Source organism: Rhodococcus sp. X156 (genome assembly GCF_004006015.1).
In the GTDB taxonomy this organism is placed as follows: Bacteria; Actinomycetota; Actinomycetes; order Mycobacteriales; family Mycobacteriaceae; genus X156.
The window spans coordinates 2,629,659-2,647,333 of record NZ_CP034766.1 but is presented as its reverse complement, the minus strand read 5'-3'; the positions used below and the strand labels follow the sequence as shown (position 1 = coordinate 2,647,333).

Here is a 17,675-nt window from a genome sequence, read left to right as displayed (position 1 = left end):
GTCAGCTCCCTTTGTAGGTGGTGTAGGCGAACGGGCTCAGCAGCAGGGCCACGTGGTGGTGCTGCTGGTCCGCAGGCACGGTGAAGGTGAGGCGGACCTCGGGGAAGAAGGTGTCGCGCCCGGCTGCGGCGAACCACGGGCCGGTGGCGAAGGTGAGGGAATGCGGGCCTGAACCGAGGTCGGCGGGGAAGCGGACCCGGCCGTCGGCGTCGGTCACCGCCTCGGCGAGGGTGACCTCCGCGGAGTCCCGCAGCGTCACCGGCAGTCCGGCCGCGGGGACGCCGAGGGCGGCGTCGAGGGCGTGCGTGGAGCAGGTGCTCATGTGAACAGCCCTTCTAGGCGCAGGACGGCGACCTCGGCGAGCTGGCCGGCGGTCACCGCCAGCTCGGTCTCCGGGTCGTGGGTCAGCCGCTCCTCGAGCAGCGCGAGGATGTCCTCGGCGCTGCGCCCGGCGGCGCGGACGAGGTAGATCCGGTCGAAGGTCTCCTCGTAGCGGCGGTTGCCCTCGGCGAGCCGACGCGCGAGGTCGGCATCGTCACCGTCCACAGTGGACTGTTCGCGACGCGACATCGCCGCGCTGGCACCGTCGCCGGAGGGCCGCTCACCGATGCGGGGATGGTCGGCCAGCGCTGCCTGCACCTCCGCGCCGGTCCAGGTGGCGGCCCGGGCGGTCGCGCAGGCGCTGAGCTCGGCCACGCTGGCGTACGGGCGCCCCGCCACCAGCGCCTGCACCCAGCTGTCGATGGCGGCGCACGGGCGGACGGTGGCGCTCGCCGCCGCCTCGCTCATGGTGTTGAAGTCCTCGATCTGCACGTCGCCTCCTTCGGCTGCCGTTGACGTTAGGCAGCGTTTGTGAAGGGGACGGAAACGCTCGTTTCGGCGGCGTTACGGTTGTGCCAGCTCGCACGTCAGCGCCAGCAGGTCCCGGTCGCGGCCAGGGGCGGCCACCAGGCAGACCCCGCACGGCAGGCCGCCGGAGGTGGTCACCGGCAGCGACAGCGCCGGCAGACCGCCGATGCCGGCCAGGCACGTGAGCTGCATGGTGGCGTCACGAACCGCCTGCAGCCCCTCGCCGATCCGGGGCGCCACCGAGGAGGTGGCGGGCAGCACGAGCACCCGATCACCCACGAAGTCTCTGATGGTCGCCCGCGCCGCGGCGACCGTGCTCGCTGCCTGCTCCGCCTGCTCGAGCGTCACCCGGGAGGCGGCCTCGAAGCGCCCACGCACGTCGGGGTCCATCGCCTCGGCGTGCGTGCCGACCCAGCCACCGTGGCTGCGCCACGCCTCGTGCGCCTGCAGGGTCTGGAACGCCGCGAGCCAGGTGGGCAGCTGGGCGAGGTCCCAGTCCTCGGTGGACACGTCGTGCGCTCCGACCCAGCGGCGCACGGCGTCGGCGACGTCGGGCTGGGCGAGGGCCACCAGCTGCGGGACGACGACCAGCGCAGTGCGGCTGGGGGGAGCGGCCGGGGGCAGCAGCGCCTCGCCCACGCGGGCGAGCAGGGCGGCGTCGCGGGCCAGCCAGCCGACGGTGTCGAAGGACGGGGCCAGCGGCAGCACCCCGTCGAGGGGCACGGCACCGTGGGTGCTGCGCAGCCCGAAGAGCCCCTGGTAGGACGCCGGCACGCGGATCGACCCGCCGGTGTCGGTGCCCAGCCCGATGCTCGCGTGGCCGAGGGAGACCGCGCTGGCCGAGCCCGAGGTGGAGCCGCCGGAGATCCGGTGCGGCGCCCGCGGGTTCGGCGGGGTGCCGAAGTGGGCGTTGGTCCCGGCCAGGCTGTAGGCGAGCTCGTCGGTGCGGGCGATGCCGCGGACGTCGGCGCCGGCGTCGAGCAGCCGGGCGACGGCGGTGGCGTGCGCGGGCTCCGGCGTCGCCGCGGCCTCCCAGGCCGGGTTGCCGGCGCCGACGCGGTGGCCCGCGACGGCGAAGAGGTCCTTGACCGCGACGCTCTCCCCGGTGAGCGGGCCGGTGTGGGGGGCGTGGACCAGCGGGTCGCCGACGACGCGCCACACCCGAGTGTCCAGCGCTGGCGCCGGGAGGGAGACGTGGGCGGCGGTGACCGCCCAGCGGCCGTCGGCGCGCCGCCACAGCTGTGTCTGCTGGCCCCGCCCGCCCCGGGCGAGCTCGGTGACGGCGACGACGAGCGCGTGGTCGTCAGCGACGGTCTGCACGTGGGCCTGCACGATCCGCCGGCGCGGGGCGCCGCCACGGGCGCCGCGGAACGCGCTGATCTGCTCGTGGCCGACCAGCAGCCCGTTGGCGTCACCACGCAGGGTGTTGGGGCCGGGGGCGAAGAGCCGGTCGAGGGCGTCGAGGTCGTTGGCCATCAGCGCGCGCTCGTAGGCCCAGAACGCGTCCATCAGCCCTGCGGGCGGGTGGGTCATGGCTGCGGACGCTACGGAACGATTGTTTCGGCCGTGTTCCATTGTGCGAGAGAGGCGTGCCCCCCTTTCGACCCGCATAGGGTGCTGGAGTGCGCGAGCTCGAGGTTCAGCTGGGTCGTCGGACGGTGCTGGTGCGCGACACCGGCCCCAGCGGCGCGTCGCCGATCGTCTACTTCCACGGCACGCCGGGGTCGCGGTTGGACCTCCGCTTTGGGGACGCGGTGGCCGCGTCCCTGGGGGTCCGGGTGGTCAGCTTCGACCGCCCGGGTTACGGCCGCTCCTCGCCCGCCCCGTACAGCCTCACCAGCATCGCGCACGACGTCGCCGCTGTGGCAGACGCAGTGGGCCTGGACCGGTTCGCCACGCTGGGCTGGTCCGGCGGTGGACCCTTCGCGCTGGCTGCTGCCGCCGTGCTGGGTGAGCGGGTGACCCGCGTCGGCGTGGCCGGTGGCCTCGCCCCGCCGCAGCTGATGCCCGGTGGCACGGCTGCCTTCACCGACAACGATCGCCTGGCGCTGTCCTTCCTGCCCGACGAGCCCGAACGTGCCGCAGCGCAGCTCCTCGTCGGTGGAGCAGAGATGCTGCGCGGACTGCTGTCGGTGCGGGACGACGAGGCTGCGCCGTGGATCGACTGGATGTGGGGCGAGACCGACCCGGAGGTGATCGCCGCCCCGGCGCTCCGGGCGAACCTCTTCCTGCTGCTGCACGAGGGCCTGCGTCAGGGTCCGGAGGGCATCGCCTGGGACAACGTCGCCTGGTGTGGTCCGTGGGGCGTCGACCTGGCGGCGGTCCGGTGCCCCGTCCACCTCTGGTACGGCGACCGAGACGAGATGGTGCCCCTCGCCAACGGGTCGTGGCTGCAGGAGCACCTGCCCAGCGCCGAGCTGGTGGTCTGCGGTGGGGAAGGGCACCTGGTGCCGATGCGGCACTGGCGGGAGATGGCGAGCACCCTCGCGGGCTAGACCCGGGTCGCGAGAGAGGCGCCCGCGCCGCTGGTGGATACGCTGGGCGGGTCCGCTGATCGCGGTGTCACCAAACCTGCACAGGAGTGTCCGTGGAGCAGCTCAGCGACATGAACGTGGAGGGCGTCGACCAGGCGGTCTCCACCGGTGACCTGCCCCGGCGGACGCGGGTGGCGTCGCTGGTCGCCGAGGCGCACGAGCGCTACCGGGACCACGCCGAGGGTGCCGTCGCTGACTACATCCCCATCCTGGCGGAGGCGGACCCGTGGCTGTTCGGGGTGTGCATCGCCCAGGTGGACGGTGCCATCCACGCCGCAGGCGACGTCAGCCACCAGTTCTCCATCCAGTCGATCTCCAAGGCCTTCGTCTACGCCCTCGTCGCCGACGCCCTCGGGCACGAGATCATCCGCAAGACGGTGGGCGTGAACAACACCGGCCTGGCCTTCAACTCGGTGATGGCGATCGAGCTGAACAACGGTCACCCGATGAACCCGATGGTCAACGCCGGCGCCCTGGCGACCACCGCCCTCATGCCCGGCGAGGACGCTGACCAGCAGTGGGCGGCGATCCAGGACGGGCTGTCCCGCTTCGCCGGCCGACGCCTGGAGCTGGACCAGCAGGTGTACGACTCCGAGGCGCGCACCCACCAGCGCAACCGGGCCATCGCCCGGCTGCTGGAGAGCTACGGACGCCTGGAGCTGGACCCGCTCGAGGTGGTCGACACCTACACCAAGCAGTGCGCGCTGCTGGTCAGCGCCCGCGACCTCGCCATCATGGGGGGCACCCTCGCCCACGGCGGCGTCAACCCGGTGACCGGCGAGCGCGTGGTGTCCGCCGACGTCTGCCGCGACACCCTCGCGGTGATGGCGGCCAGCGGGATGTACGAGCAGTCCGGCGAGTGGCTCTTCGAGATCGGGCTGCCGGGCAAGTCGGGGGTCAGCGGCGGCATCGTCACCATCGCCCCGGGCAAGGGCGCCCTCGGCGTCTTCTCGCCGCCGCTGGACTCGGCCGGCAACAGCGTCCGCGGGCAGCGGGCCACCGCCTATCTCTCCCGAGCGCTGGGGCTGAACATCTTCGCGTCCGAGGACCCGGCCGACGCGAGCTAGCCGGGAAGCCTCACCGCCCGTACGACGTTGTGCGGGGCATGAAGAACATCGGGTTCCTGTCCTTTGGTCACTGGACGCCCTCGCCACAGTCGCAGACCCGCTCCGCCGCCGACGCGCTGCTGCAGTCGATCGACCTGGCGGTCGCGGCGGAGGAGATCGGCGTGGACGGCGCGTACTTCCGGGTGCACCACTTCGCCCGCCAGCTGGCGTCACCGTTCCCGCTGCTCGCCGCGATCGGGGCCCGCACCAGCCGCATCGAGATCGGCACCGGCGTCATCGACATGCGCTACGAGAACCCGCTGTACATGAGCGAGGACGCCGGCGCGGCCGACCTCATCGCCGGCGGCCGGCTGCAGCTGGGCATCAGCCGGGGATCGCCGGAGCAGGTGATCGAGGGTTACCGCTACTTCGGCTACGCCCCGGCCGAGGGCTCCGACGACGCCGACATGGCCCGCGAGCACACCCGGATCTTCCTGCAGACCCTGGACGGCGAGGGCTTCGCCCAGCCCAACCCGCGGCCGATGTTCCCCAACCCGCCGGGGCTGCTGCGGCTGGAGCCGCACTCGCCTGGTCTGCGTGAGCGCATCTGGTGGGGCGCGGGCACCCGCAGGACCGCGGAGTGGACGGCCGAGCAGGGCATGAACCTGATGAGCTCCACGCTGCTCACCGAGGACACCGGGGTGCCGTTCCACGAGCTGCAGGCCGAGCAGATCCAGCGCTTCCGGGACGCCTGGAAGGTCGCCGGCCACCAGTGGGAGCCGCGAGTCTCGGTCAGCCGCAGCATCTTCCCCGTGGTCACCGACACCGACCGTGCCTACTTCGGCCGCGAGTCCGGCAGCCAGGACCAGGTCGGCCACCTCGAGGGCGGGGTGGCCCGGTTCGGCAAGACCTACGCGGGCGAGCCGGATCGGCTGGTGGCGGAGCTGGCCCAGGACGAGGCGGTGGCCGCGGCGGACACCCTGCTGCTCACCATCCCGAACCAGCTGGGCGTGGACTACAACGTGCACGTGCTGGAGACGGTGCTGCGCGACCTGGCACCCGCCCTCGGCTGGCGCTGAGAAACCACACCGGCCCCGTCGAGCGACCTGTGGGTCGCCCGGCGGGGCCGGTGCGGTGAGCGGGAGCGGCTAGCGGGCGACCGCCACCGGCTCGTCGTGCTCGATGTGGTCCTCCGCCGCCAGGCTGGCGCGCTTGGGGATGGCCAGCGCGATGACCGCGGCCACCGCGGCCACTCCGGCCCCGATGAGCAGACCGGTCTGGAACCCGGCCTCGCTGGGCAGCGCGCGCCCGCCGAAGTCGGTGGTCATCTGCGCCAGCACCACGCCGACCACAGCGGCCGAGACCGAGGTGCCGATGGAGCGCATCAGCGTGTTGAAGCTGTTGGCCGACCCGGTCTCCGACAGCGGGACCGAGCCCATGATCAGGGCAGGCATGGCGCCGTAGGCCATGCCGACGCCGCCGCTGATGATGCACACCGAGATCAGCAGGCCCCAGGTGGTGCCCATCATCAGCACGGCGCTGACGTAGCCGATCGCCACCACCGCGGAGCCCAGCGCCAGGGTGATCTTGGGTCCGCGCAGGTGGGACAGCTTCGCGCCCAGCGGGGAGATGGCCATCATCATGAAGCCACCCGGCAGCATCCACAGACCCATGTTCACCATGCTCTGGCCCAGGCCGTAGCCGGTCTCCCTGGGCAGCTGCAGCAGCTGCGGGATGATCAGCGACTGGGCGTACATCGCGAAGCCGATGACCACCGAGGCGAGGTTGGTCAGCAGCACCACGGGGCGGGCGGTGACGCGCAGGTCGACCAGCGGGTCGGAGCTGCGCAGCTCGAACCAGCCCCACGCCAGCAGCACGACCACTGCGGCGACCAGCAGGCCGATGGTGTTGGCGCTGTCCCAGCCCCAGTCGCCACCCTTGGAGACGCCGAGCAGCAGGCACACCAGGCCGATGCCCAGCCCGATCGCGCCCACCGGGTCGAACCGCCCACCACCGGTGACCGGGGTGGTGGGGACGAACTTGAAGATCAGCACCGCGACCAGCGCGGCGAGGGCGGTGGCGCCCCAGAAGAGCACCCGCCAGCTGGTGTGCTCGGCCACTGCGGCCGAGATCGGCAGGCCCAGTGCGCCACCGACGCCCATCGAGGCACTCATCAGGGCGATGGACGAGCCGAGCTTCTCGCGGGGAAGCACGTCGCGCATGGCGCTGATGCCGAGCGGGATCAGGCCCATGCCGGCGCCCTGCAGGCCGCGACCGATGATCATCGGCAGGACCGCGGAGGAGAGTGCGCAGACCACCGAGCCCACCACCAGCGAGCCGGAGCAGATCAGCATGATCCGGCGCTTGCCGTAGAGGTCGCCGAGCCGGCCGCTGACCGGGGTGCAGACCGCGGCGGTCAGCAGCGTCGCGGTGATCACCCAGTAGGCGTTCGACGTGGAGGTGTGCAGCAGCGTGGGCAGGTCGCCGATGAGCGGGACCACCAGGGTCTGCATGATGGCCGCGGTGATGCCGGCGACGGCAAGCACCACGACGATCGCGTTCGAGTGGACGGGAGGCGTCGGGACCGAGCGCGCCGAAGCGGGAGCGGAGTTGGCAGTAGGCACGAGCGGGGACTCTACTCGTTCGTATGCATCATGCATATCTCGCGCGCGTTACGATCTGCGGAGTGCAAAGATCTCCCCAAGCTGTGGTCAGAGAGGCTGGACGGGTGACGGACCCGGTCGAGGCGATCGAGCTCGAGACGATGATTCTCGGGCGCTACGTGCTGCAGCAGGCGCGCGGCGGCGCCGCCCAGGGGCAGCTCGACCGCAGCGCCTACCTGCTGCTGAGCCGGCTGGAGGCTGAGGGGCCGATGTCGATCGGCCAGCTCAGCGACGCCTTCGGCCTGGACTCCTCCACCCTGAACCGGCAGACGGCGGCCATGGTCCGCTCGGGCGTCGCCGAGCGAATCCCGGACCCCGACGGCGGCCTGGCCCGCAAGTTCCGGGTGACCGAGCTCGGCCGGCAACGCCTGGCGGTGGTGCGCGACGCCAACGTCGCGGGCCTGCGCCAGGTGATGGAGGACTGGTCCGCGGAGGACGTGGAGCTGCTGGGGACGATGCTGCGCCGGTTCAACCGCGACATCGCTGATCGCGACGGGCGGCCCTGGCCGCGGTCCTGAGCCGCCACCGGCCCGGCAGTCCGCGAGTACATTGCCGAGGTGTGTTCCTCCTCGAGCTGACCTACGTGGCCCCGACCGACCAGGTGGACACCGTCCGCGCCGAGCACATGGCCTGGGTGGACGCCCAGTTCCAGACCGGGGTGTTCCTGCTGTCCGGCCGCAAGCAGGCGCAGGACGGTGGGGTGATCCTGGCGGCCGGCGACGACCGCGCCGCGGTCGAGGCGCTCGTCGCCAGCGACCCCTTCACCGTGGCCGGCGTCGCCGAGTACCGCATCACCCAGTTCAGCGCCACCCGCGCCGCGCCAGTGCTGCAGGCGGTCCTGGGCCCGCCGACCGCCTAGCCCTGGTTGTCCTCCGTCCTAATACCCGCCAATGGCGAAACCGGACCGTGGCACCGTGGCGCAACCACGCTGCGCGCATGTGGACACCGGCGGGTGCGTGCTGCCTCTCCCCGATGCCGAAGTGTCGTCTGCTCCAGAATGGCTTTCTCTCGGGGAGCAGGCCCTAGGCTGGTCGCGATCAACGCGCCTTCCGATCGGCAGCAGCGCACCGTCTTTTCATGTCGAGAAGGGCCACCGCAATGGCAGAAAGAACGTCCGGCACGAGCGCCGCCGCAGCCGCGTTTAAGACGCCTCAGGCGGATTCTTAGCATGGACCGCAGTTCGGTGGCTCGAATAGTGGGTTTAGCGGTCGCAATCGTGTTTGGTGCAGGCTCGCTCGCCCTAGGTTTGACTGGGAGTGGCCTATCTGACCTAAGCACCGCGGACGTTGTCGGTATCCTACTTGTAGTTATGGCAGTGGCTTCGTGTGTTCGCACCATAGTGTTGGAAGTCAAAAAGAATCGACGTTAGCTCGCCCCATGGGCAGCTACCGTGGTCGGCGCCGGAAAGCGGGTCTCATGCCAGGGCCCCATCGGGGCAGCGCTGCTGGCGCCGCGACGACCGCAGCGCTCAACACCGTGGGTTGGGTCAGGTCGCTGAGCTGAGAGACTTGCGGCACTGCGCCACCATCTCACGTACCGCGGCGGTGGGGTCCGGCCTCCACACCAGGGCCAGCACGGCGCTGACCGGGTTGTCGCTGATCGGCAGCGCATGCAGGCGGTCCTGGTAGCTGGCCGCCATGGAGGTGCTGAGGATCCCGACCCCCAAGCCCTGTGCGGCCAGGTCGGCAATGGCGTCGGCGGCCGCGGCCTGCAGGCTGACGTGCAGACGCACCCCACGGGTCGCAGCCGCCCCGTCGAGCACGGCCCGCAGCCCAGTGCCCACCGGCATGCTCAGCAGCCGGTGCTCCGCCAGTTGCGCGAGGGTGACGCTGGCGTGGAAGCGGCCCAGGGCGTCGAACAGCGGCGTGACGGTGCAGCCGTTGACCATGAGGACGCGGTGCTGGCCTGCCCGCCGGGTGCGCAGACGGTGGGCTGAGCGAGGATCCGCGACCTGTGGGCCGGGGTGCTGGCGCAGTGGCCGTACTTCGAGCCTGAGCCGCCGCTGCCCAGCCTGGTCAGCGGCGACCTGGCGCTGACCTCGACCCCGCCCAAGGACGGTGCCGGCGCTCGGGCTCCGGCGGCGGGTTCCCACCCCACGGGAACCAGCCGCCACCGCCCCCTGGCGGTGGATACGTTCGAGGCTCCACGAGGAACAGGAGCGCGCGGCATGAGCACAATCGCGATCGTCACCGGGGCCAGCAGGGGAATCGGCCGGGCCATGGCCCGCCGGCTCGCCGCGGAGGGAATCGCCGTGGCCGCGGTGTCGCGGACGCTGCGTCCCGGCGACGGCAACCTGGAGGGCTCGCTGGAGGAGACCGTCGCCCTGATCCGCGCGGACGGCGGCACCGCTGAGCCGTTCGTGGTCGACCTGGGCGCCCCGGAGCTCGACCGAGCGGCGCTGGTGGCCGAGATCAGCGCCACGATGGGCGGACCGGTGGACATCCTCATCAACAACGCGGCCGCGGCCCGGCGCTACGAGACCCTGTTCGTGGACATGCCCCGCGAGTGGTTCCTGGACTCCGTGGAGACCAACGTGTGGAACACCTGGGACCTGATGAAGGCCGTCATCCCCGGCATGCGCGCCCAGGGCGCCGGGTGGATCCTGAACATCTCCTCCCGCCAGTCCGGTCCCCGGGTGGGCCCGCCGTTCGCGCCGCACCCGCTGGCCGGCTCGGTGCTCTACGGCGGCACCAAGGCGATGATCGACCGCATCACCACCGGCGCGGCCATGGAGCTCTACGACGACCACATCGCCGTCAACGCCCTCGCCCCCAACCGCGGGGTGGCCACCGCACACGCCGCCGCGGCGGTGCCGGGCTGGCCGTCGGAGCCGGAGGAGACCATGGCCGAGGCGGCGCTGCTGCTGTGCACCGCCGACCCCGCCGAGATGACCGGCCGGGTGGCCTACAGCCTGCCGCTGCTCAAGGAGCTCAACCGCCCGGTGCGCACCCTCGACGGCACGCAGCTGCTGTCGGGCTGGCAGCCCGAGGACCTGGACGAGGGCGGCTTCCTGCCCGACTACCTGCGCTTCAACCCGGCACCGCCGGTGCCCGAGGGGCTGTTGTCCGCGAAGGTCTCCGGGTGATCGCCGATCTGCTCGGACTCGCCGGGCGCACCGCGCTGGTGACCGGCGGGGGCAACGGCATCGCCCGCGCCACCTGCCTGCAGCTGGCCGAGGCCGGCTGCGACGTCGCGGTGGTCGACCTGGACCTGGCCGCCGCCGAGGGCACTGCGGCCGAGGTGCGGGCGCTCGGTCGGCGCGCGGTGGCGATCGCCCGCGACCTCACCGACCGCGCCGCGCCGCGGTCGATGGTCGCCGAGGCGGTGGACGCCCTGGGGTCGATCTCGGTGGCGGTGAACGTCTGCGGCGGCACGGCCGGGGTGAACAAGCCGTTCCTGGACCTGGACGTGGCCGACTGGCAGCGGCCGATGGACCTGAACCTGGTGTCCACCTTCCTGTCCTGCCAGGCGGAGGCGATCGCCATGGTGCAGGCCGGGCTAGCCGGCGCCATCGTCAACGTGGGCTCCAGCAGCGGGATGACCGCCGCGCCCAACCTCGCCGCCTACGGAGCGGCCAACGCGGGGATCATCCACTTCACCAAGACCGCCGCCGTCGAGCTCGCCCCGTACGGCATCCGGGTCAACTGCCTGGTGCCGGGCACGCACTGGAGCAAGAAGACCCGCGAGCACGCCACCAGCCCGGACTCCCCGCCGCAGGTGCGCCAGTTCTTCGCCGACGCGGCCACGGCAACCCCGCTGGGTCGCCTGGGTGAGCCGGCAGACAGCGCCGGGGTGGCGCTGTTCCTGGCCTCGCAGCTGTCCGCCTACCTGACCGGGCACTCCGTGGTGTCCGACGGCGGGATCCTGCACACCACCGCCCGGCCGGCCTTCGGCGGGCAGCAGGTGCCGGAGGCGATCCGGTCCTGGGTGGACGGGTCCGCACGGCCCACCGGCCCACACGAGGGGACATCCGCATGAGCGAGCTGCCGATCATCGACATGCACACCCACGTGCAGCGCGACGACGCGCACGGGCACGAGATGCGCGACTACTTCCTCACCCCGCACCTGGTGAAGCCCGGGGCGCCCAACCTCGGCACCCTCCCCGAGCTGCTGGAGATGATGGACCAGGTGGGCATCAGCGCGATGAACATGCTGATGTTCACCTGGAGCGGGCGCTACCTCCGGCACGGCACCTACCTGCTGCCCGACGACGCCGCCGAGCGCGACCGCGCCAGCGCCGAGCTGCGCGCGCGGGTGACCCGCCGTGTCAGCGACAACAACACCTGGGCGTCGGCGATCGCGGCGGAGAACCCCCGGGTGGGCTACTTCGCCGGGGTGAACCCGGTGGTGATGGGCGCCGAGGGGGCCGTGCAGGAGGTGGTGGCCCAGCGCGAGCGCGGGGCCCTCGGGGTGAAGCTGGTGCCCTCGGACATGGGCGTGCCGGGGGAGGACCCCGTGCTGTTCCCGCTCTACGACTACTGCGTGGAGCAGGGCGTCCCGGTGCTCACCGAGACGGGCGGGCACAGCCCGCACAGCGCACCCGCGGGGTTCGCCGGCGCGCTGGCCGCGTTTCCCCAGCTGCAGCTGGTCTTCGCCCACTGCGGGCACGACCGGGAGCTGGGCCACGGCCTGGACGAGCAGGTGCTGGAGCTGGCGGCGCGCTACGACGGGGTGCACGGCGACACCTCGCTGCGGCTGCACGAGGTGGCCGACGGCACCGTGGCGCCGGAGGAGATGGTCGCCTTCCTGCGCAAGATCGGCACCGAGCGGGTGATGTTCGGGACCAACTACGTCTTCTCCGACCTGCTGCCCGAGCGGCCGGGCCACCGCCCGGCACCCGAGCACGTCGACCCCCGGTTCACCCAGGTGTGGAAGTCGGTGGACGTGCTCCAGACGCTGCCGCTCTCCGACACCGAGCGCCTCGCCCTGGCGTCGGGCAACTTCACCCGCCTGACGGGGTTCGCCCCGCCCCGCTGACCCTCGCTATCGCGGTGCGGCACCGGCCCAGTCGGGGTAGAGGTTGCGCGAGATGGAGCGGGCCACCCGGTGCACCAGCGGTGCGATCCGGCTGGCCGGCAGCTCCCCGCGGGCGGCGACCGACACGGCGGCCACCAGGCCCCGCGGTCCCAGCACGGGCACGGCCAGCGAGCTGATGCCGCTGGTGCTCGACGCCGCGGTCATGGCCGCCACCCCCTGGCGTCGCCGGATGTCGGAGAGCTGCCGGTGCAGCGTGTCCATGCTGGCCCCGGCCGGGTAGGAGCCGGCCAGGGCACGGTCCACCTGCTCCGGGGTCAGGCACGCCAGCATCGCCCGCCCGCTGACGGTGTCGGGGGCGAGGATCCGCGCTCCCACCCGGGACGGCACCGATGCTGCAGCCGCACCACCGATCTTGTCCAGGTAGCGCACCACCGCGCCCTCCAGCACCGACAGGTGCACCACCGTACGGGTGGCTAGCTGCAGCTCGGTGAGCGCGGCGCTGCCGGCCGCCCGGATCTCCTCGTAGCTGGAGTGCTGCGTGCTGAGCAGGGCGGTGCGCGGACCGAGCGAGTAGCCCTCGCCCTCGTGCTCGATCCACTGCAGGTCGACCAGCTGGCCGAGCAGGCGGAACGCCGTGGACCGGGGCAGCCCGGTGATCTGCCCGACCTGCTCCAGCTTCAGCCGGCCGGGTGCTTCGGTGAACGCGTCGAGGATGCGGATGACGCGTTCCACCACACCGCCCCGCGAGCCCCGTTCCGGGTCCTCGGTGAGCGCAGCAGGGGCGTCGGCAGTGACGGTCATGGCGGTCCTTTCCACGTCGCGGAAGCGATAGTTGACCAAACGCACGTATTAGTGCTGGAGTGACTGTAGTCACGTCGGGTGACCGGTGTCACGTACCCCTCATCAACGAAGTTCCTGCTCAGGAGGAAACCCATGCACCTCGCGGAGACGACCGAGCAGGCGCAGCTGCGCGCCGAGCTGCGCGACTACTTCGCCGAGGTGATGACCCCGCAGATCCGGCACGACCTGCGGGAGAGCCACTACGCACCCGGCACCACCGAGGCCTACCGCGCCGTCATCCGTCGCCTCGGCGCGGACGGCTGGCTGGGGATCGGGTGGCCGCGCAACATCGGCGGGCAGGGGCTGTCGATGGTGGAGCAGGCGATCTTCAGCGACGAGGCGGCGCTGGCCGACGTGCCCACCCCGCTGCTCACCATCAACAGCGTGGGACCCGCGATCGCCGCCTACGGCACCGCCGAGCAGCGTGAAACCCTGCTGCCGGCCATCCTCCGCGGCGAGCTGCACTTCGCCATCGGCTACTCCGAGCCCGGCGCCGGCACCGACCTCGCGGCCCTGCAGACGCGGGCGGTGCGCGACGGCGACTCCTACGTCATCAACGGGCAGAAGCTGTGGACCGGGATGATGGAGGCCGCCGACTACATCTGGCTGGCCGTGCGCACCGACACCGGCGCCGCCAAGCACGCCGGTGTCTCCGTGCTGCTGGTGCCACGCCACGCCGAGGGCATCTCCTCCACCCGGCTGGACACCCTCGGTGGGCACTCCGTGGCCGCGGTCGGCTTCGACGACGTGCGGGTTCCGCTGGAGGCCTGCATCGGAGGGGAGAACAACGGCTGGCGGGTGATCACCGGCCAGCTCAACTCCGAGCGGGTCGCACTGGTCTCCTCGGCGCCGGTCGAGCGAGCGCTGGCCCAGGTCACCGCGTGGGCCCAGCACGCCCACCGCAGCGACGGCACGGCCGTCATCGACCAGCCCTGGGTGCGCACGCACCTGGCCCGCGTGCGCGCCGACGTGGAGTTCCTCCGGCTGCTCAACGCCAAGCTAGCCACCGAGGTGGACGCCGGCCAGCTGAAGGCGGCCGACGCCTCGGCGGCCAAGGTGTTCGGCTCCGAGCTGTTCGGTCGCTCGCGCCTGCTGCTCAACGAGGTGGTGGGGCTGGACGTGGGCCTGGACGCCGACTCACCCGGACACGTCGCCGGTGGCGTGCTGGCCAAGGCAGCCAGCCACTCCAACGTCATGACCTTCATCGGCGGGGTCAACGAGATCCAGCGCGACATCGTCGCCCAGATGGGCCTGGGCCTGCCCCGCAGCAAGCGCTGACCAGCCCCGAGAGCTGTGCAGCCAAACCCGAACCAGAGACCGGAGACCGGAGTGGACTACGTCCTCAACGAGCAGGAGCGCGACGTGCGCGACCTCGCCGAGCAGATCATCAGCAAGCGTCGCTCAGCCCCGCCGACCGTGCTGGTGGCCCCCGAGGACTGGCTCGACCAGGCACTCTGGCAGGACCTGGCTGACGCCGGGCTGCTGGGCATCGCCGTCGGCGAGGAGCACGGCGGCAGCGGCGCCGGGTTCGTGGAGCTCTGCCTGGTGGTGGAGCAGGCCGCTCGCGCCGGCGCCCGGCTGTTCCTGCTGGAGTCGGTGGTGCACGCGGCGGGCGCGCTGGCCCGGCTGGGCACTCCCGCCCAGCAGCGGCTGCTCGCCCCGTTCTGCGCGGGCACGCTGGTGCTGTCCTCGGCGCTGCGCACCGAGCCCGGCCACGTGCCCAGCCTGCGGGTCCACCGCGACGGCGACGGCTGGCGGCTGGACGGCGCGGTGGGGCACGTGCCGCTGGCCGACGTCGCCGAGCGGGTGCTGGTGGAGGCGGTGGACGACGACGGGGGCCGGGGGCTGTTCCTGCTCGACCCCGCCGCTGCCGCGGTGCGCCGGCAGCCCCAGTCCTCCGTCGACCGACGACCGCGCTGGCACCTGCAGGTGGAGGGCTGGCGGGTGCCCGCCGACGACGTGCTGGTGGCACCGGGGGCCCACGCGGCCGGGGTGCGCTGGGTGCGCGAGCGCGCCGTGGCCGCCGCCTGCATCAGCCTGCTGGGCAGCTGCGAGGCCGCGCTGGCGCTCACTGCCAGCCACGTCACCGAGCGCACCCAGTTCGGGCGGGCGCTGGGCAGCTTCCAGGCGGTGGCCCACCGGGTGGCCGACGCCTACCTGGACGTGACCGCCGTGCGGCTCACCGCCTGGCGCGCGGTGTGGCTGCTGGACCAGCAGCACGCCGACGAGCAGGAGGTGACCGAGGCGCTGGCCATCGCCGCGTGCTGGGCCACCGAGGCGCCGCCGCGGGTGGGGGAGGCGACCATGCACCTGCACGGCGGCACCAGCGTCGACCTCGGATACCCGCTGCACGTGCACTACCTGGCGCTGCGGCAGGGCGCGCTCGCCCTCGGCGGCGGTCCACAGCGGCTGGCCGAGCTGGGCGACCTCGTGGCGGTGGCGCAGTGAGCGCGCCGGCCGTGCCCCCGCTGGTCGCGCCGCTGGCTGGTCTCCGGGTGCTGGAGTGGTCGGACTCCATCGCCGGGGCCTACGCCGGCCGGCTGCTGCGTGACGTCGGCGCGTCAGTCACCCGGGTGGGCGGTGCGGCGTCGCTGGGCAAGGGCGCCGAGATGGACCTCTTCCTGCACCACGGCAAGGACACGGCCACGGCCGAGCTCGCCGAGCTGCCCGCGCTCGCCGCCGCCCGCGGCGTCGACGTCGTCGTGCTGGAGCTGCCCGACGCCCCGGTCGGGGAGCTGCTCAGCCGGTTCGGTGACGCGGTGGTCGTGGTCATCACCCCGTGGGGACTGGACGGGCCGTGGTCGGGCACCGGGCGTCCGTGGAGCGAGTTCACCCTGCAGGTGGACTCCGGCTCGATGAGCATGCGGGGCTCGATGGCCTCGCACCCGATCATGACCGGCAGCTCCGAGCCGCTGTGGGTGGCCGGGGCGATGGCCGCCGGTGCCGCCACCGCAGCGCTGCAGGGTGGGCCGCAGGGCCGGCTGATCGACGTCTGCCTGCTCGAGGTCACCTCCTACGCGATGAACCTCTTCCAGGACATCGCCGCCGCCGTGGTGAAGACGCCGCAGGAGCCCTTCACCCACCGCGTCCGGCTCTCGCCCAGCGTGGAGCCCGCCGCGGACGGCTGGGTGGGCTTCAACCTGGCGTCGGCGCAGAACCACCAGGACTTCCTCGTGCTCATCGAGCGGCCGGAGTGGCTGGCCGACGAGCAGATGAGCACCTTCATCGGCCGCTACCTGCGCTACGACGAGTGGACCGCCGCGGTGCGCGCGTGGACGGTGCAGCACACGGTGGCCGAGATCGTGGCGCTGGCGGGGCAGTTCCGCATCCCCTGCGCTCCCGTCCACAACGGACAGACCGTGCTGGCCGACGAGCAGGTGGTGCAGCGCGGCTTCTACGCGCCGCTGCCCGGGCAGACGTTCCTGGTGCCGCAACCGCCCATGCTCTTCGGCGGGCAGCGTCCCGCCCGCAGCACCGACCCGGCCCCAGCGGCGGGGCCGGCCCCGGTGGCCATGGGCAGCGGAGCGCCGTTCGCCGGGCTGCGGGTGCTCGACCTGGGCACCTGGTGGGTGGGTGCCTACGTCGGGTCCACCCTGGGCGCGTTCGGCGCCGACGTGGTCAAGGTGGAGAGCACCCGCCGCATCGACGGCTCCCGCACCCTCGGCGGGGTGCCGCAGAGCCAGGACCACTGGTGGGAGTGCGGCAACTTCTACCTCGGCGTGAACTTCGACAAGCGCAACGTCAGCATCGACTTCTCCCACGCCGAGGGTCGCGAGCTGCTGGTGCGGCTGATCAGCGAGGCCGACGTGCTCATCGAGAACTACGCCCCGCGGGTGCTGGAGTCGGTGGGCCTGGACTGGGAGGCTGTGCACGCGCTGAACCCCCGGCTGGTGATGCTGCGGATGCCGGCCTTCGGCCTCTCCGGGCCGCGCCGCGACATGGTGGGCTACGCCCAGACGGTGGAGCAGTTCTCCGGGTTGTGCTGGCGCACCGGCTACCCCGGCGGCGACCCCACCAACCCGCAGGGTCCGGCAGATCCGATGGGCGGGGCCAGCTGCTTCTTCGCCCTGGCCGCGGCGCTGCGCCGCTCCCGCGCCACGGGGGAGGGCGTGCTGGTGGAGTCCGCGCTCGCCGAGGGGGCGCTGACCATGAGCGCCGAGCAGGTGATCCGCTGGTCGGCGCACCAGGAGCTGCTCGAGCGCCGGGGCAACCGCGCCGACGACGTCGACCTGCAGGGCATCTTCGCCGCCCGTGGCGAGCAGCGGTGGGTAGGCGTGACGGTGAGCTCCGACGTCCAGTGGCACGCCCTGCTGGAGGTCACCGGGCTGACCGCGCTGGCCGAGGACCCACAGCTGGGCACCCGGGCCGGGCGCCAGGCCCGCGCCGAGGAGCTGGAGAAGCTGGTGGCCGGCTGGGTCGCCGACCGCGACGCGGCCGAGGCGGTGGAGCGGCTGCTGGCCCGGGGGGTCCCGGCGGCCCTGCTGCGCGACCTGCGGTTCGTGCACACGCACCCACACCTGGCCGCCCGCGGCTCCTTCGAGCTGACCGAGGTGCCGCACGCCGGCGTGGTCCCGCTGCCCACGCTGCCCTTCCGACGAGCCGACCAGCCCAGCTGGCTCACCCGCCGCCCTCCGCTGCTGGGTGAGCACAACGAGGAGATCCTCACGGGCGAGCTGGGACTCGGGCCGACCGAGCTGGCCCGGCTGGCCGAGCTCGGCGTCATCGGCACCGCCCCGCACGGATCCTGACCACCAGAGGAAGAGG

17 protein-coding genes are annotated in these 17,675 nt (G+C 72.7%); 11 read left to right on the top strand and 6 right to left on the bottom strand.

Features of this window, described 5'->3' with window-relative positions; all coding sequences use genetic code 11:
• Window position 1: 1 nt before the first annotated feature.
• From uraH to ELX43_RS12510, 3 genes are all read right to left on the bottom strand, one after another.
• Window positions 2-322, bottom strand: coding sequence for a hydroxyisourate hydrolase (uraH, locus tag ELX43_RS12520; protein WP_127783721.1), 321 nt, complete (start codon window positions 320-322; stop codon window positions 2-4).
• Window positions 319-813 (bottom strand): 2-oxo-4-hydroxy-4-carboxy-5-ureidoimidazoline decarboxylase, encoded by a 495-nt coding sequence (uraD, locus tag ELX43_RS12515; RefSeq protein ID WP_127783720.1) that lies wholly within the window; start codon window positions 811-813, stop codon window positions 319-321. Before uraD ends, uraH begins: the two co-directional genes overlap by 4 nt.
• Before the next feature lie 72 nt (window positions 814-885).
• Window positions 886-2,382, bottom strand: coding sequence for an amidase (locus ELX43_RS12510; protein WP_127783719.1), 1,497 nt, complete (start codon window positions 2,380-2,382; stop codon window positions 886-888).
• A gap of 89 nt (window positions 2,383-2,471) precedes the next feature.
• Between ELX43_RS12510 and ELX43_RS12505 the strand changes: the two genes are divergently transcribed.
• The 3 genes from ELX43_RS12505 (at window position 2,472) to ELX43_RS12495 (ending at window position 5,508) form a co-directional block, all read left to right on the top strand.
• Window positions 2,472-3,344 carry an alpha/beta hydrolase gene (locus ELX43_RS12505; protein ID WP_127783718.1) on the top strand — a complete coding sequence of 291 codons (873 nt, stop codon included), beginning with the start codon at window positions 2,472-2,474 and terminating at the stop codon, window positions 3,342-3,344.
• Between the two features lie 92 nt (window positions 3,345-3,436).
• Entirely contained in the window at window positions 3,437-4,450 is a 1,014-nt protein-coding gene (gene glsA / locus ELX43_RS12500; RefSeq protein WP_241248937.1) for a glutaminase A, read from the top strand.
• Between the two features lie 38 nt (window positions 4,451-4,488).
• A complete protein-coding gene (locus tag ELX43_RS12495; RefSeq protein WP_127783717.1) occupies window positions 4,489-5,508 on the top strand; it encodes an LLM class flavin-dependent oxidoreductase in 1,020 nt (339 codons plus the stop codon).
• A 69-nt stretch (window positions 5,509-5,577) separates the two neighbouring features.
• Here ELX43_RS12495 and ELX43_RS12490 read toward each other — a convergent pair whose 3' ends face one another.
• Complete coding sequence (locus tag ELX43_RS12490) at window positions 5,578-7,089, bottom strand: MFS transporter (protein ID WP_127783716.1); 1,512 nt, start codon at window positions 7,087-7,089, stop codon at window positions 5,578-5,580.
• Window positions 7,090-7,157: 68 nt separating this feature from the next.
• Here ELX43_RS12490 and ELX43_RS12485 point away from each other — a divergent pair, with 68 nt between their 5' ends.
• Both ELX43_RS12485 and ELX43_RS12480 read left to right on the top strand, forming a co-directional pair.
• Window positions 7,158-7,610: a MarR family transcriptional regulator gene (locus ELX43_RS12485; protein ID WP_241248936.1), complete on the top strand. Its 453-nt coding sequence runs from the start codon at window positions 7,158-7,160 to the stop codon at window positions 7,608-7,610.
• Window positions 7,611-7,651: 41 nt separating this feature from the next.
• Window positions 7,652-7,951: a YciI family protein gene (locus ELX43_RS12480; protein ID WP_127783714.1), complete on the top strand. Its 300-nt coding sequence runs from the start codon at window positions 7,652-7,654 to the stop codon at window positions 7,949-7,951.
• A gap of 627 nt (window positions 7,952-8,578) precedes the next feature.
• Here ELX43_RS12480 and ELX43_RS12475 read toward each other — a convergent pair.
• Window positions 8,579-8,980 carry a substrate-binding domain-containing protein gene (locus tag ELX43_RS12475; protein WP_127783713.1) on the bottom strand — a complete coding sequence of 134 codons (402 nt, stop codon included), beginning with the start codon at window positions 8,978-8,980 and terminating at the stop codon, window positions 8,579-8,581.
• Window positions 8,981-9,259: 279 nt separating this feature from the next.
• On the opposite strand from ELX43_RS12475, the gene ELX43_RS12470 reads away from it, so the two are divergent.
• The 3 genes from ELX43_RS12470 to ELX43_RS12460 are packed head-to-tail and all read left to right on the top strand — an operon-like array spanning window position 9,260 to window position 12,071.
• Window positions 9,260-10,177, top strand: a complete 918-nt coding sequence (locus ELX43_RS12470; protein WP_127784873.1) for an SDR family NAD(P)-dependent oxidoreductase — start codon at window positions 9,260-9,262, stop codon at window positions 10,175-10,177.
• Window positions 10,174-11,070 carry an SDR family NAD(P)-dependent oxidoreductase gene (locus ELX43_RS12465; protein ID WP_164860656.1) on the top strand — a complete coding sequence of 299 codons (897 nt, stop codon included), beginning with the start codon at window positions 10,174-10,176 and terminating at the stop codon, window positions 11,068-11,070. Before ELX43_RS12470 ends, ELX43_RS12465 begins: the two co-directional genes overlap by 4 nt.
• Window positions 11,067-12,071: an amidohydrolase family protein gene (locus tag ELX43_RS12460; protein ID WP_127783711.1), complete on the top strand. Its 1,005-nt coding sequence runs from the start codon at window positions 11,067-11,069 to the stop codon at window positions 12,069-12,071. The genes ELX43_RS12465 and ELX43_RS12460 overlap by 4 nt, the downstream gene beginning before the upstream one ends.
• A gap of 6 nt (window positions 12,072-12,077) precedes the next feature.
• Here the strand turns inward: ELX43_RS12460 and ELX43_RS12455 are convergent, their stop codons facing one another.
• A complete protein-coding gene (locus ELX43_RS12455) occupies window positions 12,078-12,872 on the bottom strand; it encodes an IclR family transcriptional regulator (RefSeq protein ID WP_127783710.1) in 795 nt (264 codons plus the stop codon).
• A 132-nt stretch (window positions 12,873-13,004) separates the two neighbouring features.
• Between ELX43_RS12455 and ELX43_RS12450 the strand changes: the two genes are divergently transcribed.
• The 3 genes from ELX43_RS12450 to ELX43_RS12440 are packed head-to-tail and all read left to right on the top strand — an operon-like array spanning window position 13,005 to window position 17,659.
• Window positions 13,005-14,189, top strand: coding sequence for an acyl-CoA dehydrogenase family protein (locus ELX43_RS12450; protein WP_127783709.1), 1,185 nt, complete (start codon window positions 13,005-13,007; stop codon window positions 14,187-14,189).
• A 51-nt stretch (window positions 14,190-14,240) separates the two neighbouring features.
• On the top strand, window positions 14,241-15,359 hold the full coding sequence (locus ELX43_RS12445) for an acyl-CoA dehydrogenase family protein (RefSeq protein WP_164860655.1): 1,119 nt from the start codon (window positions 14,241-14,243) through the stop codon (window positions 15,357-15,359).
• Entirely contained in the window at window positions 15,356-17,659 is a 2,304-nt protein-coding gene (locus tag ELX43_RS12440; RefSeq protein WP_127783707.1) for a CoA transferase, read from the top strand. The genes ELX43_RS12445 and ELX43_RS12440 overlap by 4 nt, the downstream gene beginning before the upstream one ends.
• Window positions 17,660-17,675: the final 16 nt, after the last annotated feature.